The 20,541-nt window shown below is 63.7% G+C and carries 22 protein-coding genes and 1 tRNA gene; 16 read left to right on the top strand and 7 right to left on the bottom strand.

Features of this window, described 5'->3' with window-relative positions:
• The first annotated feature begins 4 nt into the window (after positions 1–4).
• From NUX07_RS01105 to NUX07_RS01095, 3 genes are all read left to right on the top strand, one after another.
• A complete protein-coding gene (locus tag NUX07_RS01105) occupies positions 5–577 on the top strand; it encodes a DUF4402 domain-containing protein (RefSeq protein WP_265528169.1) in 573 nt (190 codons plus the stop codon).
• Between the two features lie 189 nt (positions 578–766).
• The gene (locus NUX07_RS01100) at positions 767–1,573 is read left to right on the top strand and encodes a fimbrial biogenesis chaperone (protein WP_265528168.1); all 807 of its coding nucleotides are present in this window, start codon (positions 767–769) and stop codon (positions 1,571–1,573) included.
• Positions 1,574–1,597: 24 nt separating this feature from the next.
• Positions 1,598–4,258 (top strand): carboxypeptidase-like regulatory domain-containing protein, encoded by a 2,661-nt coding sequence (locus NUX07_RS01095; RefSeq protein WP_265528167.1) that lies wholly within the window; start codon positions 1,598–1,600, stop codon positions 4,256–4,258.
• A 22-nt stretch (positions 4,259–4,280) separates the two neighbouring features.
• Here NUX07_RS01095 and NUX07_RS01090 read toward each other — a convergent pair.
• Positions 4,281–4,367, bottom strand: a tRNA-Leu gene (locus tag NUX07_RS01090).
• A 147-nt stretch (positions 4,368–4,514) separates the two neighbouring features.
• On the opposite strand from NUX07_RS01090, the gene NUX07_RS01085 reads away from it, so the two are divergent.
• The gene (locus NUX07_RS01085; protein WP_265528166.1) at positions 4,515–4,766 is read left to right on the top strand and encodes a hypothetical protein; all 252 of its coding nucleotides are present in this window, start codon (positions 4,515–4,517) and stop codon (positions 4,764–4,766) included.
• Between the two features lie 3 nt (positions 4,767–4,769).
• On the opposite strand, the gene NUX07_RS01080 is transcribed toward NUX07_RS01085, so the two are convergent.
• On the bottom strand, positions 4,770–5,747 hold the full coding sequence (locus tag NUX07_RS01080) for an MJ0042-type zinc finger domain-containing protein (protein WP_265528165.1): 978 nt from the start codon (positions 5,745–5,747) through the stop codon (positions 4,770–4,772).
• A 56-nt stretch (positions 5,748–5,803) separates the two neighbouring features.
• On the opposite strand from NUX07_RS01080, the gene ftsE reads away from it, so the two are divergent.
• The 4 genes from ftsE to NUX07_RS01060 are packed head-to-tail and all read left to right on the top strand — an operon-like array spanning position 5,804 to position 8,650.
• Positions 5,804–6,553 (top strand): cell division ATP-binding protein FtsE, encoded by a 750-nt coding sequence (gene ftsE / locus NUX07_RS01075; RefSeq protein WP_265528164.1) that lies wholly within the window; start codon positions 5,804–5,806, stop codon positions 6,551–6,553.
• Positions 6,553–7,416, top strand: a complete 864-nt coding sequence (locus tag NUX07_RS01070; RefSeq protein ID WP_265528163.1) for a cell division protein FtsX — start codon at positions 6,553–6,555, stop codon at positions 7,414–7,416. Before ftsE ends, NUX07_RS01070 begins: the two co-directional genes overlap by 1 nt.
• Positions 7,413–7,952, top strand: coding sequence for a YdcF family protein (locus NUX07_RS01065; protein WP_265528162.1), 540 nt, complete (start codon positions 7,413–7,415; stop codon positions 7,950–7,952). The genes NUX07_RS01070 and NUX07_RS01065 overlap by 4 nt, the downstream gene beginning before the upstream one ends.
• Positions 7,953–7,981: 29 nt before the next feature.
• Positions 7,982–8,650 carry a lysophospholipid acyltransferase family protein gene (locus tag NUX07_RS01060; protein ID WP_265528161.1) on the top strand — a complete coding sequence of 223 codons (669 nt, stop codon included), beginning with the start codon at positions 7,982–7,984 and terminating at the stop codon, positions 8,648–8,650.
• On the opposite strand, the gene pheT is transcribed toward NUX07_RS01060, so the two are convergent.
• The 5 genes from pheT to NUX07_RS01035 all read right to left on the bottom strand — a co-directional run bounded on the left by pheT (position 8,647) and on the right by NUX07_RS01035 (position 13,784).
• Positions 8,647–10,998, bottom strand: a complete 2,352-nt coding sequence (gene pheT / locus NUX07_RS01055; protein WP_265528160.1) for a phenylalanine--tRNA ligase subunit beta — start codon at positions 10,996–10,998, stop codon at positions 8,647–8,649. The two genes, NUX07_RS01060 and pheT, sit on opposite strands and share 4 nt — an antisense overlap.
• Positions 10,995–12,059 (bottom strand): phenylalanine--tRNA ligase subunit alpha, encoded by a 1,065-nt coding sequence (pheS, locus tag NUX07_RS01050; RefSeq protein WP_265528159.1) that lies wholly within the window; start codon positions 12,057–12,059, stop codon positions 10,995–10,997. Before pheS ends, pheT begins: the two co-directional genes overlap by 4 nt.
• Positions 12,060–12,136: 77 nt before the next feature.
• Positions 12,137–12,493, bottom strand: coding sequence for a 50S ribosomal protein L20 (gene rplT / locus NUX07_RS01045; protein WP_265528158.1), 357 nt, complete (start codon positions 12,491–12,493; stop codon positions 12,137–12,139).
• Between the two features lie 13 nt (positions 12,494–12,506).
• The gene (gene rpmI / locus NUX07_RS01040; protein WP_265528157.1) at positions 12,507–12,710 is read right to left on the bottom strand and encodes a 50S ribosomal protein L35; all 204 of its coding nucleotides are present in this window, start codon (positions 12,708–12,710) and stop codon (positions 12,507–12,509) included.
• Between the two features lie 141 nt (positions 12,711–12,851).
• Positions 12,852–13,784: a ribose-phosphate pyrophosphokinase gene (locus NUX07_RS01035; RefSeq protein ID WP_265528156.1), complete on the bottom strand. Its 933-nt coding sequence runs from the start codon at positions 13,782–13,784 to the stop codon at positions 12,852–12,854.
• Positions 13,785–13,888: 104 nt separating this feature from the next.
• Here NUX07_RS01035 and NUX07_RS01030 point away from each other — a divergent pair, with 104 nt between their 5' ends.
• The 8 genes from NUX07_RS01030 (at position 13,889) to NUX07_RS00995 (ending at position 20,512) form a co-directional block, all read left to right on the top strand.
• Positions 13,889–15,547 carry an NAD+ synthase gene (locus NUX07_RS01030; RefSeq protein ID WP_265528155.1) on the top strand — a complete coding sequence of 553 codons (1,659 nt, stop codon included), beginning with the start codon at positions 13,889–13,891 and terminating at the stop codon, positions 15,545–15,547.
• Positions 15,544–15,975, top strand: coding sequence for an META domain-containing protein (locus NUX07_RS01025; protein WP_265528154.1), 432 nt, complete (start codon positions 15,544–15,546; stop codon positions 15,973–15,975). Before NUX07_RS01030 ends, NUX07_RS01025 begins: the two co-directional genes overlap by 4 nt.
• Positions 15,975–16,460, top strand: a complete 486-nt coding sequence (locus tag NUX07_RS01020) for an META domain-containing protein (RefSeq protein ID WP_265528153.1) — start codon at positions 15,975–15,977, stop codon at positions 16,458–16,460. The genes NUX07_RS01025 and NUX07_RS01020 overlap by 1 nt, the downstream gene beginning before the upstream one ends.
• Positions 16,461–16,484: 24 nt before the next feature.
• Complete coding sequence (locus tag NUX07_RS01015; protein ID WP_265528152.1) at positions 16,485–17,789, top strand: glutamate--tRNA ligase; 1,305 nt, start codon at positions 16,485–16,487, stop codon at positions 17,787–17,789.
• Between the two features lie 96 nt (positions 17,790–17,885).
• Positions 17,886–18,551 (top strand): energy transducer TonB, encoded by a 666-nt coding sequence (locus NUX07_RS01010; protein WP_265528151.1) that lies wholly within the window; start codon positions 17,886–17,888, stop codon positions 18,549–18,551.
• Positions 18,552–18,625: 74 nt separating this feature from the next.
• Positions 18,626–18,958 carry a hypothetical protein gene (locus NUX07_RS01005; RefSeq protein ID WP_265528150.1) on the top strand — a complete coding sequence of 111 codons (333 nt, stop codon included), beginning with the start codon at positions 18,626–18,628 and terminating at the stop codon, positions 18,956–18,958.
• Positions 18,959–18,968: 10 nt separating this feature from the next.
• Positions 18,969–19,916: a bifunctional diaminohydroxyphosphoribosylaminopyrimidine deaminase/5-amino-6-(5-phosphoribosylamino)uracil reductase RibD gene (gene ribD, locus NUX07_RS01000; RefSeq protein WP_265530720.1), complete on the top strand. Its 948-nt coding sequence runs from the start codon at positions 18,969–18,971 to the stop codon at positions 19,914–19,916.
• Positions 19,916–20,512 (top strand): riboflavin synthase, encoded by a 597-nt coding sequence (locus NUX07_RS00995; protein WP_265528149.1) that lies wholly within the window; start codon positions 19,916–19,918, stop codon positions 20,510–20,512. The genes ribD and NUX07_RS00995 overlap by 1 nt, the downstream gene beginning before the upstream one ends.
• The last annotated feature ends 29 nt before the right edge of the window (positions 20,513–20,541 follow it).

Genomic DNA, 20,541 nt, shown 5'->3' with positions numbered 1-20,541 from the left:
GATTATGACCAACTTCAAGAAAATCGCCGTGATGGGTACGGCTGCTGTTGCTCTCGTTGCGACGCCGGCGTTCGCCGCGCCCGTTTCGAACTCGAACGGTAAGGCCAAGGCGCGCGTCGTGAAGCCGCTGACGCTGACCATCGTCGGCAACGACACGCTCGACTTCGGCACGATCGTTCTTCCGGCTGGCGCTACCGGCACCAGCGCGGTCGTCAGCATCGCGCCCAGCTCGGCCGGCACCGTCGGCACCGCCGGCGCTTGCGGCACCGACTTCGTCTGCACGGGCGCGGTTGCTGCGGCGATCAACTACAACATCACCGGTACGCAGGGCCAGGAAGTCAACGTTTCGCTGCCCGCCACCGCGACGATCACGGTCGTCGGCGGCACCGACACGCTGACCGTCAACCTGTCGACCGACATGACCGACAGCGATTCGGATGGCTTTTACGACGTCAACCTGACGAACTCGGGCGCTCCGGGCGAAGACTTCTACGTCGGTGGTTCGCTGACGGTCGCCGACACCACGGTCGAAGGCGAATATGAAGGTTCGTTCACCGTTACGGCCGACTACCAGTAAGCGTCGCTTCTCCTGACGCGCAGAAGGGCGGTGGGCCGGATGGCTCGCCGCCCTTTTCGTATCTCCGATCCGGACCGACCATCTAGCCTTTCCGGCGTTTTTCCACTCATGGTTTGCGCCTTATTAACCATTAGACGCCAGAACCCTCCGAAACGGTGCTTTTTCTGCGCCGCCAGATGGAGGGTTTTCATGCATTTTCTTCGCCACGTTTTGGCCGCCGCCGCAATCGTCGCCCTGGCGCAGCCGGCGCAGGCCGGTGTCGGCGACCTGTTGGTCGCACCGACGCGCGTCATTCTCGATGGCGGGCGCGGTACCCAGATCATCCTCAACAATATCGGCGAAGAAGAAGCCACCTATCGCGTCACCGCCGAGTTGCGCCGGATGATGCCCGACGGATCGCTGGCCGAAGTTGAAACGGCGAGCGAACGCGAAACTACCGCGCGCGACATGGTGATTTTCGCCCCGCGCCGGGTCACCTTGCCGCCGGGTCAGCCCCAGGCAATCCGTATCTCCGCCCGTCCGCCTGCAGGGCTCGCGGACGGCGAATATAGGATTCACCTGCTGTTTCGCGCCATTCCCAAGCCGCGCCCTGTGGAACAGTCGGGCGCAGCGGAGGGCATCAGCTTTCGTCTCACGCCCATTTACGGTGTGACGATTCCGGTGATCGTGCGTCTTGGCCGCCTCCAGGTCGAAGCTGCGATCGCCGACGTTCGTGTCGCATCGCGCGATGGGCGCCCTGCAGTGGCGGTTGACCTCACGCGCGCCGGTGATCGCAGCACATTTGGCGCGATCGAGGTATGGAAAGATGGCGAAGAGTTGCCGATCGCACGCCTTGGCGGCGTTGCCGTCTATACAGAGCTCGAAAAGCGCACCGTGCTCATTCCGGTGCGCGAAGACTATGCTGGCGACCTGAGTGGCAAGGTAAAGGTCGAATATCGAGCGCCTTCCAGTGAGGGGAGCGTGCTGATCGCCTCGACCGACGCGGTCCTGCGCTAGGAAGCGATCAGGGCCGTGCGGGTCATGCTCAAAACGCTCTTCCTGGGGGCGATGATGGCCGTGGGGGCAAATGCCGCCGCGGCCGTCGAGCGTGATCCCGTCGGTGATCGGTGGATTCCCGACCCCGAAGAGCAGTTCCTCCTCGATCTGCAGATCCGCGACCGCCTCTTGGGCGATGGCGTTCGCGCTTACGAGACTCCGAACGGCCCCTGCATCGTCTTTGGCGACTTCCTGACGGCACTCGATGTGCCGATGAAGATCGATCTCGAGGCGCAGCGCGCCTCCGGGTGGGCCTTTACGGAAGAAAATCGCATCGATATCGACCGGGCAACCGGGAGCGCCTCATATAATAGCAATCGCGAAGCATTATCAAAAGATAGCATACAGGAAGTGCCCGAGGGTTGGTGCGTCAAGGCGACTTCGCTGGAGCGCTGGTTCGGGCTCAACGTGCGCCCCAATTTCTCGGGATCGATGCTGCTGCTGGAAAGCGAAGCGAAGCTACCGATCGAGCTCGCCGCCGAGCGCCGCAGGCGCGCCGAACGACTGAGCAACCGCACCAGCTTCGATATGGCAAGCCTGCCCCAGGTCAAACTGCCGTATGAAATGTGGCGGATGCCGGCGATGGACGTGGTTGTCGCCGCCGGCGTGACCTATTCGGATGCAGGCGGCATGCGCTTCGATCGCAACAGCGCTGTCTACGCCTCAGGCGAACTCGCCAAGATGTCCTTTGATGCCCGCCTGTTGACGGGGACCCAGCGCCAGGAAGGCACGTTTCGCTTCCGCGCCTACCGCTCGGATGCCGATGGCGGTCTTCTTGGCTTCCTCAACGCCACGCATTTTGAGATCGGCGATCTTGATACGGGGTCGACGGGCGTTTCGAACGTCGCAGGCAGTGGCCGCGGGGCGATGGTGTCCAATCGCCCACTGCGCCGGCTTGCCCGCTTCGATGAAGTCAGCTTCGAAGGCGAGCTTCCTGCCGGCTGGGACGCCGAACTGTATCGCAACGGCCAGTTGCTGGCCTTCGCGTCGCCCAATGCCCAGGGTCGCTACGCTTTTAATGATATTGAGTTGCAATACGGACGCAACGAGGTCGAAATCATTCTTTATGGCCCCCAAGGGCAGGTTCGCCGCCGGGTAGAGGAGGTGCTGGTCGGCGACCAGCAGATCCCGCCGGGCGAAACCTGGTATTTTGCAAGCGTTAGCCAGCCCGAACGCGACCTGTTCGATTTCGGGCCGCGGCGCGGAACGGCAACGAGCAATGTGCGCGCGCAAGCAACCCTCGCCATTGACCATGGTATCGACCAGAAAACATCGGTCGGTTTCCTTGCGCAAAGCCTGCTGCTTGACGACGAGCGGCTGACCTATGCCGAGGGCGCGGTTCGCCGCACCGTGGGCAATGCCCTGATCGAGGCGACAGTGGCGTTGGACAGTCAAGGCGGCCAGCGCTTCCGTGCGCGCGCCGTCGGTGAGCTCGGCGGGATCGACTTCGGTGCCTACGCAACCGTGAATAACGGCTTTCGGACCACCGCCGTCGAAGATCGGGTCGAGCAGGAATATGGAGTTTCGCTGTTCGCGCCCGTGAAAATCGGCAGCAAGAATATCCCGCTCTCGGGCCAGGTCGGGTGGCGCCATTATACCGACGGGACAAGCGCCTTGGCAGCGGCAACGCGGCTCAACATGCTGGTTGACCGATTCAATCTCACGGCAGAACTCGATTGGGAGAAGCGCAGTTTTGCAGGGCCGGCGCCACCGACTGAAAGTCTTAATGCGCGCTTTGCCGGATCGGGGCGGGTCGGCGATGTGCGTTTACAGGGCGATGTCGAACTGGCCTTGGCCGGCACCGGGGTGAACCGGGCTGGCATCAGCGCCTATTATAGCCAGAACGAATTTGTCGCATGGGACGGGGGGTTTGTATGGGAGCCCGACAATGGGCGCGTCCGCGCCCGCGTCGCGCATATCCGCAATCTCGATATTGCGTCGGTGGCGGTAACCGCCGAAGCGGCAACTGATGGCAGCGTGGCGGCGGGCTTCAATCTGGCCTTCTCGCTCGATGCGCCGCGTTTCCAGCCTACGCGCACGCCGCTTGCCCGAACCGGCAGCGTCCACGCGACCGTCTACCGCGACGATAATGACAACGGCATTCGCGATAGCGACGAACCGCTTGTGCAAGGCGCGATGCTGACCACCGGCCATACCGGGCACGGCGATCCCAGCGACGATGCGGGGCTGATCCGCATGGCGGGCCTGCGAACGCATAGCCCGGTCGCGATCGGTGTCGATACTAGTGCGCTCGACGATCCGACACTCGTCCCGCGGACCGCGCTGCGCGTGGTCACGCCGCGGCCAGGCGTCGCCGCCGAGATCGAAATCGGATTGGTCGGATCGGGCGAGGTCGAGGGCATGCTGCTCGACGGTAGCGGCAATCCGCTCGAGGGTGTCGAATTGCTGCTGGTGGGCGCCGACGGTCAGGTCGCTGGTCGCACGCGGAGCGAATTCGATGGTTACTTCCTTGTGGAGCAATTGGCGTACGGCACGTACCGCCTCGTCCTGGCAGACGCTTCGGCGACGGCGCTTGGCCTTCCCAAGGACCTTGGCAAAGCCTTCACGCTCGATCCCGACAAACCCTATTTGCGGCTTGGCACGATTGTCGCGGACACGCCGAGACTGGTCGTCGCGACGCCCTGAGAAGCTTAGTTTTCCGGGAAAATGGTGCGGTCGAGAAGACTCGAACTTCCACGGCCTTTCGGCCACAACGACCTCAACGTTGCGCGTCTACCAGTTCCGCCACGACCGCACACTGATTCGATGCCGGAGACCCCGTCATCGCTGGTAAGGCGCGCCCTCTAGCAAAGCGATTCCACTTAGGCAACGCCCCTATTTTTAGTCCCGATCCGGAACAAAGGTAAAAGCTTCATTTACCATCTGCCGCTGATGTGCGTTCATGGACTTCATGATCCTGACCGCCTTTTCGCTGATGGTTGCGCCGCCTGCCGCTGCAGAGGCACCCCAGCCTGCGACTGCCCCCACCACGGCGTCCGCGTCGACCCGCGGCCGGGCCAGCGTGAAGATCGTGCGACCTTATCGATTGCAGGCAGGTAACGAAGCGCAGGCGCAGGGCGGACAGTGGCGCAGCGCCACCATCACCGATCGCGCCGGCCGCAACCAGCCCGCGCGCCTCATGGAATTCGAATAGGCGTCAGCCGTCGATATTGCCGACCGCGAGGGTCAGCGTCGATTCCTCAGGAAATTCACCGACCCGCGCATTGTTGAATGGCGCGCTCTCGCCGGGACCGAGCCTTGGCTGGGGCGGATCGATGGTCCAGCTTTCCACCAGCTCGCCGGCGCCATCGGTGACGCGGGCATGGATGATCGGCACCACCTGCTCGACATCGGTCGAATTGATGATGCGACCGCGCACGGAAATGCGCTGGCTATCCGTTCCCTCCAACGGGACGATCGATTGCTGTTCGAACATCAGCGTGAAAGGCGATTCTTCCGGCCCGGACTGCGCCAGGCCGATACGTTCGCGCAGTTCGGGCGGACCGAACGCCACTATTGCCGCAGCCGCTACAGCAACCAGCAGAACACCAATGAGCGCCAGAAGCGGCCAGCGGCGCTTCGGCTCCTCGCCTGGCTCGTCATAACTGTCGTCGACGGCAAAGACCGGTTCTTCGAGGACAGGGTCCGGCGCGGGCTCGGCGATCTCCGCCGTCTCCACAACCGTTTCCATGTCGATGTCATCGCTCGCTCCGAAAGTTTCGGCCGGCACCTGCACGTCGTCCGTATCGAAACCGTCGTCCCACGTGGACGTCGGGACTTCGGGCGGCTCGGGAAGCGGCTCCTGTTCGGGGATGGGTGGCGGCGAAACGGGCGCTTCGTCTCCCCAGGCCGAAGTAGCAGGTTCAGGCTCGGGCTCCGGATCGGACACAGGCTCGCTAGCCTCGCCGAAGGGCGGCGGTGCCGTCATCTCTTCTTGCACGGGGGCCGTATCTTCAACGAGGGGCGTCCCAACTGCGGGAGGCGGGAGCGGGTCCTCTGCGACCAACGCGGAAGGGTCCGGTTCCTGGTGCCAGCTGTGCGCGCAACTGGCGCAGCGTACCTTGCGACCTTTGGGGCCGATCGAGCCGTCCTTGACGACGTAGCGCGTTGCGCAGTTGGGACAGGTTAGGATCATGACAAGTCATATCTCGGTAACAACAATTTTCCGCCATTGGCAAGCATTGCCTCCCTGTGCGAGACCAAGTGAATCATGGCGGGGACGAAACGTTGATTGTCAGCTTTGAATCGGTCGGTCTGCGTTACGGGACAGAGGCCGAGGTCCTGCACGATCTCGACTTCAAGTTGGCCGAGGGCGGACTGTACTTTCTGACCGGGCCGTCGGGCGCCGGGAAAACGAGCCTGCTCAAGCTGCTTTACCTCGCGCAGCGTCCGACACGCGGCAGGCTTACGCTCTTCGGAGAGGATCTGACCGATATCGGGCGCGACGCGTTGCCGGCGCTGCGTAGGCGCATCGGGATCGTCTACCAGGACTTCAGGCTGATCAATCATCTCTCGGCGCGTGACAATGTAGCGCTGCCGCTGCGCATTGCAGGTCATACCGACGAGGATATCGATGATGCGGTCGGAGAAATGCTTGCCTGGGTCGGGCTCGAGGACCGCGCCGATGCCAAGCCGCCGACCTTGTCGGGGGGTGAGCAGCAGCGCGTCGCCATTGCTCGCGCGGTGATCGGTCGCCCCGACTTGCTGGTGGCCGACGAACCCACCGGCAACGTCGATAGCGAGATGGCGCGGCGGCTGATCCACCTGTTCGCGGCGCTCAATCGGTTGGGGACGACGGTAGTCATCGCCACGCATGACGTTGGCCTGATGAACGAGACCCCCGGTGGTATCCTGATGCGGCTCGAAAAAGGTACCATCGTCGATCCCACGGGTCAGCTCAGGCATCCGCCGCGCCGACCCCGGGTCGAGGAGGGCGCCTGATGCTTGCCATGAGCCCCGCCGATAAACGCCTGCTGCCGGGGGGGCGCGTGCGCGGCCCCACACCCTGGCTCATCGCGATCATGATGTTCGTGATGGTGATCGTTGCCGCCGCAGGACTGGCCATCGCCAATAGCGCAAGCCTGCTCAGCGATGCGACGGCACAGCGCTACACCGTGCAACTGCCCGGCGATGTCGAGGCCGGCCCGGCGCTGGCCGAGGCGGCGCGTGCCTTGCGCGGAGTACAGGATGCCCGCGCCGTGCCCGCGGACGAGATCCGTGAGACGCTCGATCGCTGGCTGGGGCCAGCGGCGGAGGAAGCGGGCTTGCCGGTCCCGGCGCTCGTAGAGCTCGATCTTGCTCCCGACGCGGATGAAACGGCAATCCAGATCGCGCTGGCGGCGCAGTTCGATGGCGCCCAGCTCGTGGCCAACAGGGCCAGCGTCGCGCCGCTGTTGCGCTCGCTGCGGGCGCTCGGCTGGGTCGCCGGTTTCATCGTCTTGCTGGTCGCGCTGGCGGGCGGCGCCGCAGTCACGCTGGCGGCGCGCGCGGCCTTGGCGGCCAACCGCCAGACAATCAAGGTCATGCACGGCGTGGGTGCGACCGACGGGCAGGTCGTGCGCCTGTTCCAGCGCCGCATCGCCATCGACGCGCTGATCGGCGGGTCGGTCGGCGCGGCCGCGGCAGGCGTGGTCCTGCTGCTCGTCGCCGGCGGGGGCATGGCCATCGCGGGACAACTGGCGGGCAGCGCCTTACTGCGTCCGGTCGATATCCTGCTGCTCGCGTCGCTACCGTTCTTTGGCGCTGCGCTTGCAACTCTTGTTGCAAGGCAGGCGGTTTTGCGGGCATTGCGCCAAACACCATGATCCTTCGTGTCGCTGCATTTGCGCTCATCCTCTACGTGTTGGGCTTCGGTTGGTTCGGTAGCAGCCTGCCTGCGCCTGCTGATGAGGATACCAAGGCCTACGCCATCGTCGCGCTGACCGGCGGTCCCAACCGGATCGAACAGGCAGTCGATCGGCTGGCCGACGGCAAAGGCGAGCGCTTGCTGATCGCGGGCGCGGATCCGCTGGTTACCGAAGCGGACATCGTCGAACGGCTGGGCGGCAAGGCCGCGCTGGTCGAATGCTGCGTCGACCTGGGGTCGGAATCGGTCGATACGCGCTCGAACGCCGAAGAAACCAAACGCTGGCTCGACCAGCAGGACAAGCCCGACGGCGATATCTGGCTGGTCACCAGCGACTGGCACATGGACCGCGCGCTGTACGAATTTGAACGCGTGTTCGGGAAAGACCGCACCATCATCATCGATGCCGTTGAGACCGAGCCCAGCTTTCGCATCCTGTTCGCCGAATATAACAAGATGCTGCTGCGTCGCTTTGGGGTACTGGTGGGCATCTGATGGCGTTGGTGCGTAGCCTGATATTCGTTATGCTCTTCTATCCGGGCACGCTGATCTATTGCCTGATCGCGCTCTTGCTGGTGCCGTTCGGGCAAAAGCCGCTGCGCGCCATCGTCCACGCCTGGGCTGACTTTCATTACTACCTCGTCAAATATGTCCTGCGCATCGAGATGAAGTGGGATGGCGAGATACCGGAAGGCGCCTATCTCATTGCGGTCAAACACGAAGCCATGGTCGAGACGGTCGAGACGCTTCGGTTTGCCCGAACGCCCATCGTGGTGATGAAGCGCGAGTTGTCGCACATGCCGATCTTCGGCTGGGTGACGCAGGCTTACGGCGTGATCGGGGTTGACCGGAATGCCGGCGCCAGGGCGCTGCGCGAGATGATGAAGCGCGGGCAAAAAGCTATCCGCGACAATCGGCCGATCGTGATCTTTCCCGAAGGCACGCGCGTTCCGGTGGGCGAGCGACCGCCTCTACGCCCGGGCTTCATCGGCATGTACCGCGTGCTCAAGCTGCCGGTCGTGCCGGTAGCGGTCGATAGCGGCGTTATCTGGCCGCGCGGGTTCATCAAGCATTCGGGCAGCTTCACCTTCAAGGTGGGCGACATCATCCCGCCCGGCCTGCCGCGCGAGGAGATGGAACGGCAGGTTCATGCCGCGATCAACGCGCTAAACATGCCGCGCGTCGACAGCTAGCCGCGCAGTTTTGCGCCCTTGCCCTCGGCGGCGGCCACGATTTGCTTGGCAATCCCCGCCAACTCCTCGTCGGTGAAGCTCTTCTCTTGCGGTTGCAGCACGACTTCGACTGCCAAGCTTAGTCCGTCCTGGCCTTCAAAGCGGTCAAATGTGCGTACCGATTGAATATGCTTCTTGTCTGCACCCGCGACCGCACGTTCGAGCTCACCTGCCGACAGGTCGTCGGGGACGATGAAGGCAAAGTCGCGCGTGACGGCTTGTAAGGCAGGCGGCGCGTATTGGGCGCGCGCACGCTCCTTGTTGCGCGGTGCCGGAATGGCATCGAGGTAGAGCTCGGCCGCGACCGTGCCCGCAGGAACGTCGAGCGACTTGGCAAGCGCCGGGTGTAGTTCGCCGAACGATGCGAGGATTTTCTTGGGGCCCAAGCCGAGCTTGGCCGAGCGACCCGGGTGCCAACCCTTGCCCGCATCGGGGAACAGCTGGAGGTTCGATGTCGGCGCGCCAGCGGCTTCGAGCAGGGCGATCGCTTCGGCCTTGGCATCATAAGCAGTGAAGCCTTGGGCCTTGCCCTGCGCCCATCCGCGCGCCCGCTTGTCGCCGGTCAGCAGGACCGTCGCGGTGTCATGCTCGGCATCGGGGAGATAACGGCGCCCGACTTCGAACAGGCGGATGCTGTCCGCGCCGCGATCGAGATTGCGACGCGCAGCAGCCGCAAGCCCCGGCAGGAGCGAGGGGCGCATGACCTTCATGTCCTCGCTGATCGGGTTGTCGACGACATGGACGCCGCCATCGAACAGCGCCGCATGATCTTCGCTGATGAAACTCCACGTAATGGCCTCGTTGAGCCCGCGTGCCGCCGCTGTCCGGCGCAGCTGGCGCTGTGCGACCTGGCCGCGGGTCGCGACCGGGTGAGCAACCCCGTCTTCGCGGGTGAGAGGGGTCGAGGGCACCGCGTCGTAGCCGACGATCCGCGCGACCTCTTCGACCAGGTCGGCCTGCCCGTCGACGTCGTGGCGCCAGCTTGGCACGGTGACATCGTCGCCCTCGACGATGAAGCCGAGCGCGGTCAGGATTTCCGCCTGCCGTTCGCGCGGGACATCGATGCCGCCAAGTGCGGCGGTGCGGTTCCAGTCGAACTTGATCCTTTGCCTGTCGCTCGGCGGGCTGCCTGCGCGGATGACCTCGCTGGGCTCGCCGCCGCAAGTCTGGACGATCAGGTCGGTGAGCAGCGCTAGGCCGTCGTCGAGAAATGCAGGATCGACGCCGCGTTCGAACCGGGTGCGCGCATCACTCGTCACCATCAGCTTCTGGCCGGTTTTGGCGATGCTGTCGGGATCGAAATAGGCGACTTCGAGCAGTACGTCGGTGGTGCTTTCGGTCGCGCCCGAATGCTCGCCGCCCATGATCCCGCCAATATCGTGCACACCATCGGCGTCCGCGATCACGGTCATCGTCTCGTCGAGCACATATTCCTTCTCGTTGAGCGCGAGCACCTTTTCGCCCGGCTTGGCCTTGCGCGCCACGACCGGGCCATTGAGCCTGGCAAGGTCGTAGACATGGCTCGGGCGGCCGGTCGCGAGCATCAGATAATTGGTGCAATCTACAAGTGCCGAAATCGGACGCTGGCCAGCGGCCATGAGGCGGCGCTGCATCCATTCGGGCGAACTACCGTTTTTCACGCCCCGAATCGTGCGCGCATAGAATGCGGGGCAGCCTTCGGGATCATTAGTGCGCACCTCGATGGCGGCGGGGCCATTGCCGTCGATGCCGGGCACCTCGACCGGCTTGAAGGTACCAAGGCCGGCGGCGGCGAGATCGCGCGCGATCCCCATCACGCCCATGCAATCGGCGCGGTCGGGCGTCACGAAAACATCGAAGACGGGCGAGGCATTGCTGTAGGCGGCAAAGCTTTCGCCGACCGGTGCATGCTCGGGCAGCTCGATGATGCCGTCATGATCGTCGCCAAGCTCGAGCTCGCGGCTCGAACACATCATGCCATTGGATTCGACGCCGCGGATCGCGGCTTGGCGCAATTCCATGCCGTTTGACGGCACCACCGCGCCCGGCTGGCCCAGCACGCCCTTCATGCCGGCGCGCGCATTGGGCGCACCGCACACGACCTGGAGCGGATCGCCTTTGCCAGTGTCGACGCTGAGCACCTGCAGCTTGTCCGCGTCGGGGTGCGGCTCGGCGGTCAGCACCTTGGCGACAGTGAAGCCTTCGAGCCGCTGCGCAGGATCCTCGATGCCCTCGAGCTCGAGACCGATCGCGGTCAGTTTGTCGCCAATCTCCTCGACCGACGCGTCGGTATCGAGATAATATTTCAGCCATTCGAGCGAGAACTTCATGCGCCTACTCCTGCCGAGAGCGTGGGCACATCGAGCGCGCGGAAGCCGTAATGCCGAAGCCAGCGCAGATCGCCGTCGAAAAAGGCGCGCAAATCATCCATCCCATATTTGAGCATCGCGAGGCGATCGATCCCGCAGCCGAAGGCAAAGCCCTGCCATTCATCGGGATCGAGCCCGCAATTGGCGATGACTTTCGGGTGCACCATGCCGCTGCCCAGCACTTCCATCCAGCCTTCCTGCCCGCCGACCACGCGGCGGCCCTTCACTTCTGACCAGCCGACATCGACTTCTGCCGAAGGCTCGGTGAAGGGGAAATAGCTGGGGCGCATGCGCAGGACGACATCGTCGCGCTCGAAAAAGGCCTTGAGGAAGGTCTCGAGCGTCCACTTGAGGTGGCCAAGGTGGATATTCTTGTCGATGACGAGGCCTTCGACCTGGTGGAACATCGGCGTGTGGGTGGCATCGCTGTCGCTGCGATAGACGCGGCCGGGCGCGATGATGCGCAGCGGCGGCTTGTCCTTCATCATCGTGCGGATCTGCACTGGCGAGGTATGCGTGCGCAGCACCATCGGCGCGCCTTCGCCGTCGCCGTCGACATAGAAGGTGTCCTGCATGGCGCGCGCGGGATGCGCCTCGGGAATGTTGAGCGCGCCGAAATTGTGCCAGTCGTCCTCGATCTCGGGACCTTCGGCGACCGCAAACCCAAGATCGGCAAAGATCTCGGCCAGCTCATCCATGACCTGGCTGACCGGGTGGATCGACCCTTGCGGGATTTCATCGATCGGTAGCGACAGGTCCTGCTTCTCGGTGGCGAGGCGCGCTTCGAGCTGGGCCTGCTCGAGCGCATCTTTCTTCGCCGCGATCGCATCTTGCACGGCTTGGCGCGCGGCGTGGATCTTGGGGCCCTCGGTCTTGCGCTCGTCCGGCGTCATCTTGCCCAGCGTTTTCAACAGCTGGGTGACGCTGCCCTGCTTGCCGAGAAATTCGACGCGCAGCGCTTCCACGGCGTCGAGGTCGGCGGCATCGGCGATGCGCGATAATATCTGGTCGGTATCGGTCATGGGTGCTGTCCATAAAGAAAGGGCGCGGAAAGCCAAGCCGTCCGCGCCCTAATCTCGTGTTCGCTTGATGCGTCCGCTTAGGCGACGGCCTGCTTGGCCTGGTCGACAACAGCCTTAAACGCGTCGGGCTCGTGCATCGCCATGTCGGCGAGGACTTTGCGGTCGAGCTCGATGCCGCCAACCTTCAGGGCGTGCATGAAGCGACCATAGGTCATGCCTTCGGCACGGACCGCAGCGTTGATGCGCTGGATCCAGAGCGCGCGGAAGCTGCGCTTTTTGACCTTGCGGTCGCGGTAGGCGTACTGGCCGGCCTTTTCGACGGCCTGACGGGCGATGCGGATCGTGTTCTTGCGACGGCCATAATAGCCCTTCGCCTGTTTCAGGAGCCGCTTGTGCTTGGCGCGCGTGGTGACGCCGCGTTTGATGCGAGGCATATCCGTCTACTCCTTACTTGATACCGTAGGGCGCCCACTGCTTGACGGTCTTCGCGTCGCAGTCGGCCAGCACCTTGGTGCCGCGGTTGGTACGGATATATTTCGAGTTATGCGAAATGAGGCGGTGGCGCTTGCCAGCGACGCCCGCTTTCACCTTGCCCGAAGCGGTCATCTTGAAGCGTTTCTTGACGCCGCTCTTGGTCTTCAGCTTAGGCATTTTCGTCTCCTTTGTGGCCCGTACGTTGACGGGCGACGATTTCGACCTGCCACGGCAGCCTGGTCGGCCGGACCGGTCGGATTTCCAATGATTTGGAAGATCAGGGCGCGCACATAACGACGCCTGAGTGATTCTGCAAGTCTAGTCGAAGAGGCTCGACACGCTGCTTTCATCTGCAATCCGGCTGATCGCTTCGCCGAATAGCGGCGCGATCGTCAGGCGGCGGATCTTGCCGTCGTCGCTGATATCCTCGTGCATGATGCTGTCGGTGACGACCAGTTCGGTCAGCTCGCTCTTGTCGATGCGCGCTTCCGCAGCGCCCGACAGGACGCCGTGGGTGCAGTAGGCCATGACCTGCTTGGCGCCCTGTTCGCGCATCGCGGCTGCCGCGTTGCACAGCGTTCCGCCCGAATCGACAATGTCGTCGACAAGGATGCAGACGCGATCCTCGACCTCGCCGATGATGTTCATCACTTCGCTTTCGCCGGCACGCTCACGGCGCTTGTCGACGATGGCCAGCGGAGCGTTGTCGAGACGCTTGGCGAGGCTGCGGGCGCGGACCACACCGCCGACGTCGGGCGAGACAATGGTGATCTTGTCGGTATCGTAGCGCGCCTGGATATCCGCCGCCATCACGGGCGCGGCCCACAGGTTATCCGTTGGGATATCGAAGAAGCCCTGGATCTGGCCGGCGTGGAGATCCATCGTCAGCACGCGATCGGCGCCCGCCTGCGTGATGAGGTTGGCGACGAGCTTTGCCGAGATCGGGGTGCGCGGGCCGGGTTTGCGATCCTGCCGGGCATAGCCGAAATAGGGGACGACCGCAGTGATGCGCTTGGCCGAGGCACGGCGCAGCGCGTCGATCATGATGAGCAGTTCCATCATGTTGTCGTTGGCCGGATAGCTCGTCGACTGCAGGACGAACATGTCCTGCCCGCGCACGTTCTCATGCACCTCGACGAAGATTTCCTCGTCGGCGAAGCGCTTGACGCTCGCCTTGACCAGCGGGATTTCGAGATAGTCGGCGACCGCCTTGGCTAGCGGTGGATTGGAATTGCCGGCCAGTAATTTCATGATTGCGCGCCCTGGGAATGTCGTGAAACCGTCACCCCCTTAGCGGGGCCTAGAGCCAAAGGGCAAGCTTGTGGTGAAGGGTTCGCATGGCTACGTGCGGTAGCATGAAATTACGCATCGCATTTTGCCAGATGAACCAGCGCGTGGGTGACCTCACGGGCAATATCGAACGCATGCTCGAATGGCGGGCACAAGCGGCGGCAAAGGGCGCCGATCTGGTCATGTTTCCCGAGATGCAGGTTACCGGCTATCCGACCGAAGACCTGACCTTGAAAAACGCCTTCGTCCGCCGCGCGATGGATGCTGCGGAAGACCTTGCCGATGCCACGTCCGACGGCGGACCCCCGATCATTTTCGGCGGAATATTCGCCGCCGACGGCGGCGTCTACAACGGCGTATTCTTCGCGGAGAATGGCGGCATCGCGGCGCAGCGGGCCAAGCATGAACTGCCCAATTACGGCACCTTCGATGAGCACCGCATCTTCGCCCCGGGGCCGTTACCCGATCCGGTAACATGGAACGGTGTGAAGATCGGCCTGCCGATCTGCGAAGACATTTGGGAAGAACGCGTCTGCTCGCATCTCGCCGATCAGGGCGCGGAGTTGCTGCTCGTCATGAACGGCTCGCCGTTCGAGTTGCACAAGGATGAGATCCGCCAGCGTCAGGTACGCGACCGCGTCAAGGAGACGGGGTTGCCGCTTGCTTATCTCAATCGCGTCGGCGGGCAGGATGAGCTGGCATTCGATGGCTCGTCCTTCATCGTCAATGTCGGTGGTTCGATCGCCGTCCAGTTGCCCGACTGGGACGAGCGGATGGTGATGACCGAATGGGAAAAGGGTGAGGACGGCTGGTATTGTGCCGAAGGCGAGAAAGCCGATCTCGATCCTTATCCAGAGGATGCTTATCACGCGATGATGGTGGGCCTGCGCGAATATGTGCATGGCAACGGTTTCAGGGGCGTGATCCTCGGGCTGTCAGGCGGGATCGACAGCGCGCTGTCGGCAGCGGTCGCGGTCGATGCGCTAGGTGCGGACAATGTCTGGTGCGTGATGATGCCGTCCGAATATACCTCTGACCATAGCCTCGAAGACGCCAAGGCCTGCGCCGAAATGCTCGACTGCCGATATGACATCGTGCCAATCAAGCCCGGCGTGGAGACGATGGAAAAGATGCTCGAGGAGCCGTTTCGCGGCACCGATCCGGGGCTGGCCGAAGAAAATATCCAATCGCGCCTGCGCATGGTTACGTTGATGGCGCTGTCCAACCGCTTTGGCCCGATGCTGCTGACCACGGGCAACAAGAGCGAGATGAGCGTCGGCTACGCTACGCTCTATGGCGACATGGCGGGCGGCTATTCGGTGCTGAAAGACGTCTACAAGACGACCGTGTTCGAACTGTCGCGCTGGCGCAATCGCGTGAAGCCGCGTCTCGCGCTCGGCCCCAATGGGCCGGTCATGCCCCAGCGCGTCATCACCAAACCGCCGACGGCCGAGCTTCGCCACGACCAGAAGGACGAGGATTCGCTGCCGCCCTACAAGACGCTGGACCGCATCCTCGAAGCGTTGATCGAGGACGAAATCTCTGTTGCCGCGACCGCCAAGCGCACTGGCGCAGACATCGAAACGGTGGCCGAAATTGAAAAGCTGGTGCTGCGTGCAGAGTATAAGCGCCGCCAGGCCCCCATCGGTGTAAAGATTGGTGGGCGGAACTTCGGGCGCGACAGGCGTTATCCTATCACGAACCATTTCAGGACCGGAAAATGATCCGTATCGCATTTGCCCTGCCATTGTTGATGCTCGCAGCTTGCGAAGCGGAAGAAGCGCCCGCGCCCGCGCCCGAACCCGTCGAGGAGGCGGCGCCCGCGCCAAGCCTCGAGTTGCCGGGCAATTACCAGGTGGTGAGCTACCGCAATGCGCCGCTCCCCGCGAGCACGGCAATGAGCGCCGCGATCGACGGCAGCCAGATCGCGATCACCAGCCCGTGCGCCCGCATGGTCTGGGACTATGAGCTCAACGGCAATGCGATCACCTTCGCCCCCGTATCGGGGTTGTCGGGTGGGTGCGCGGCGGACCCGACGACCTTCGAGAACGGCGTGGCCGACGTGATGACGAAAGCCAATATTGCGATGGACATGGGCGATCGCATCAATATCTCGGGTTCCGGGGGTGCGATCGAGCTCGAAGCGCGGTGATGCGCGCGGTTGCACTCGTCTTGCTTCTCAACGCCTGCGCGCCGTCCGCGCCCGATGCACCCAGCATTGACGAGGTGGACAATGCCACCGATGCGCCCGTCAACGCGCTCGACGATGACGTCGAAGTCCTGCCGATTGGGGCGACCCCGCCCGTCGACATTGAAGGCGAGTGGCGGGTAGCGGGTATCAATGGCGAAGAATTCGACGATGCCTGGACGCCGACCGCGACGATCACCGGCGACACGATCCGCATCCAGTCGCAATGCATCTGGTTCGAGCGACGCTATGTCCTTGAGGGCATGGAATTCGTGCCGCCGCCGCCCGTCACCGACGATGAGCCGCAATTGATGTGCGCGCGCGGATGGACACCCGGCGAAGAGGCGATGGAGCAGGCACTGCAGGGTGCCGAATGGGCGTACCGTCTACCCGATGGGTCGCTGGTGCTCGACGGACCCGGTGGAACGATCACCCTCTTCACCCAATAGGCCGCAATGCGTAGAGAGCGCGCCATGAAGACACGTTTTGCTCCTGCGCCCACGGGTCGCCTCCATGTCGGCAATATTCGTACGGCCTTGCACAATTACCTGCTGGCGCGCCGCGAGGGCGGCACATTCCTGCTACGCATCGACGATACCGATACGGAGCGAAGCAAGGCCGAATATGTCGAGAAAATCCGCGAGGACCTTGGCTGGCTGGGACTGACGGCGGACGAGGAAGCGCGCCAGTCCGAGCGCTTCGACCTTTATGAGGCAGCGTTCGAGCGCCTGCGCGAGGCCGGACGGATATATGCCTGTTATGAGACGCCCGAGGAGCTGGACCTGCGTCGCAAGGTGTTGGCGGGGCGCGGCCTGCCGCCGATTTACGAACGCAAGGATTCCGCCGAGCCTCCGCCCGAGGGTCGCTCGCCGCACTGGCGCTTCAAGCTCGAGCACGACGCTTCGATCGAATGGACCGATCTTGTCCGTGGGCCGCAGAAATTCGATCCCAAGCTGATCAGCGATCCCGTCGTGCGCCGCGAAGACGGGAGCTGGCTCTATATGCTGCCGAGCGTGGTCGACGATATCGACCTTTCCATCACGCATATCGTGCGCGGCGAGGATCACGTGACCAACAGCGCGATCCAGCTTCAGATGTTCGACGCGCTGGGTGCAGGCCGTCCGCAATTGGCGCACGAAGCCCTGCTGGTCGCGGCCGAAGGCAAGTTGTCGAAGCGGCTGGGCTCGGTAGGCGTGGAAGCAATGCAGGAACGCGGGCTCGAGCCGATGGCGCTTTTGTCGCTGCTGGCGCGGATCGGTACGTCGCAGCCGGTCGAGCCGGTGAGGAACCTTGCGCACCTCGCGAGCGGGCTAGACTTCAGGCATTTCGGCCGCGCGCCGGCGCAGTTCAGTTTCGACGAAGTTGCCTTGCTCAATGCCAAGCTGCTCCACGAAACCGAATATGCTGCCGTGGCCGATCGCCTGTCCGAGGAAATTGGCGAGGCCGAATGGAATGCTCTGCGCGGCAATCTGGAGACGCTGCGCGATGTCGAACCATGGGTCGACATTCTGCACGGCGACATCGATCCGCCCGCGATCGATCCCGAAGACCGCGACTACCTGCATGCCGCCGCGCGGATCGCGGGGCTCATCACCTTCGATGCCGACGCATGGACGTCGCTGACGTCGGCGCTGAAAGAAGAAACCGGGCGCAAGGGACGCGCCCTGTTCATGCCGCTGCGACTCGCGCTGACGGGCCAGACGTCGGGGCCCGAAATGGCGGCGCTGCTACCAATTATCGGACAGAAGAAGGCGATCAAACGCCTGCAAATCCCATAGGCTCGCTCAGCGCGGAGCGACGCTTACGCTACGGTAAGCTTGCATTCATCGTGTTATGATGTATCATTACTTACCTCAGAGGAGGAGGAGAGTGATATGCCAGCCTATGCCCCGCGTCCCCGCCAACGGATCAGCCCCAAGGCGCTCGCCACCGTCATCGGACTACATGCTGCCGGCCTTGCCGTGCTGCTGACGGTCAATCCCGACCTCGTTGTCCCATCCGACTACGGCACGACGATCATCGACAACATCCCGATCGAGCCGCCCCCGCCTCCTGAAGTGCGACCCCAGCCCGTGCCCGAAGGACCGGTACTGCCGCCCGTGTCGCAGATCACCAATCCGCCACCAATCCAGCAGTTGCCGCCTATCAGCGGGACGACCGCCTCGACGGTGATCGTCGATGCGCCGCCGCTAACGATGACCGCTGACATCGGCACCATCGTGGCGCCCGATCCGGGCCCGCCGCTAGTCGAGATCCGCTCGACCGAAGCCAGCCTGCTGACGCCGCCGGATCGCGCCCGCCCGCCCTATCCGGCCTCGAAGGTGCGGATGGGCGATGAAGCCATCCTCCCGCTCAAACTTACGATTGGCGCCGATGGCCGGGTCACCAAGGTGGAGCCGGTAGGTGAGGTCGACCGCGTCTTCTTTAACGCGGCGCGGCGCCATATCCTCAAGGTCTGGCGCTATGCCCCGGCGATGAAAGGCGACCAGAAGATCGAAAGCGTGAAGACGATTCGCCTCCGCTTCGAGCTGGAAGGCTAGGCCCGCAGCCCCCTCCAGTTGCGAGCCGAAGGGCGGGGCTGGCGCATGTCGCTGCCCCGCCCTATTTATACGCAATGTCCGTCTTTCCACCCGTCTTCGGCCCCAAGGCCGTGTGGCGCGATCTCAAGAACTTCCTGGTCAACCAGGATCGCGAAAAGGTCATCGGCCTGACGCTGGCGCTACTAGTCACCGGCATCGTGCTGATCCTCTTCTTCGTCGACAGCAAGGTGAATACCGAAGGCGCGCCGATCGTGATCTACACGGACAGCTGGAACGCCGACCGTAGCGACGCGGAAATCATCGCCGACCAGCAGCGCGACCAGGCCGAGGCCGAACGCCGCGCCGCCGAACGCCGGCAAACCTACCAGGATCTCGCCAACGCCGTGGGGATGGATGACATCAACTGACGCGACTTTCATGGCCCGCGCGATCGCGTTGGGAGCTGCCGCGCGCGGATCGACCGCGCCCAACCCCAATGTTGGCTGCGTGATCGTCAACAATGGTGAAATCGTCGGCGAGGGCGCGACGCAGTCCGGCGGGCGTCCCCATGCCGAGGCGGTAGCGCTCGCGGCGGCGGGCGATGCCGCCAAGGGCGCGACGCTCTACACCAGCCTCGAACCCTGCGCGCACGACAGCGACCGTGGCCCGACATGCGCAAAGCTGATCCCGGCTGCCGGGATATCGAGAGTCGCGGCAGCGCTCGAAGACCCCGATCCGCGGACCGCCGGAAAGGGACTGGCGCTGCTCCGCGATGCGGGCGTCGAGACCGCAACGGGGGTTGAGGAGGCGGCAGCGCGCCGTTCCATGCGCGGCTTCCTGACCCGCATTGAACTTGGACGTCCGTGCATCACGTTAAAGCTTGCGTTGTCGATCGACGGCAAGATCGCGCTGCCATCGGGGGAATCGAAGTGGATCACCGGGGAGGATGCGCGCGCCCACGTGCATCTCGAGCGCGCGCGCTCGGACATGATCCTTGTCGGGCGCGGCACGTACGAGGCCGATCAGCCCTCGCTCGACGTGCGCTTGCCCGGGCTCGAACCGCAAAGTCCGCGCCGCGCCATGCTGTCGACCACGCTGGCACCCAATGACTGGACCATCCTGCGCAGGCCCGAGGACGTGTTCGACCTTGGCGACGTCAACGATCTGTTGGTCGAGGGCGGTTCGGGCGCGGCAACCGCCTTCCTCAAGGCCGACCTCGTCGATCGCATGCTAATCTACCGCGCCCCCATCCTGATCGGTGAAGGCAAGAGCAGCGTCGGCTATATCGGCCTCGACGCCATCGCCGACGCGCACGGCCGCTGGCTACCTGCGGACGAGAAGCAGCTTGGCATCGACCGCCTCGAAGTCTACGAGCGCCAGCGATAATGTTTACCGGGATCATCACCGATATCGGCACCGTCCGGTCCGTCGAGCAGCGCGGCGATACGCGGCTTGTCATCGGCTGCGGCTATGACATGGGTAGCGTGGCATTGGGCGCCTCCATTGCTTGCTCGGGCGCGTGCCTTACGGTCGTCGATAAGGGCGATGACTGGTTCGCTGTCGACGTCAGCGGCGAAACCATCAGCAAGACGGCGAGCGGGCTGTGGGAAGAAGGGGCGAAGCTCAATCTCGAGCGTGCGCTCAAGGTCGGCGACGAACTTGGCGGGCATATCGTTACCGGCCATGTCGACGAGGTCGCCAAGATCGTCGCGGTGGAACCGGTGGGCGACAGTCACGATTTGACGATCGTGGTTTCACGAGACCTTGGCGCGGCGATCGCGCCCAAGGGATCGATCACGCTCGATGGCGTTTCGCTGACGGTAAATCGCGTCGAAGACGAGGGTGATGAGACCCGTTTCTCGGTCAACCTGATCCCGCACACGGCGCACGAAACGACGCTCCACGATCTGGCGCCCGGGCGTGAGCTCAATGTCGAGATCGACGTGCTGGCGCGCTATTTGCAGCGGATGACCGCCAGATAAATGTGATTCTTGGGGTTGCCGCTTCACAT

The sequence above is a fragment of the Sphingomicrobium marinum genome, assembly GCF_026157105.1.
Taxonomy (GTDB): domain Bacteria; phylum Pseudomonadota; class Alphaproteobacteria; order Sphingomonadales; family Sphingomonadaceae; genus Sphingomicrobium; species Sphingomicrobium marinum.
Note: the sequence above shows the minus strand (reverse complement) of the source record. Positions and strands in the feature narration are given on the sequence as shown.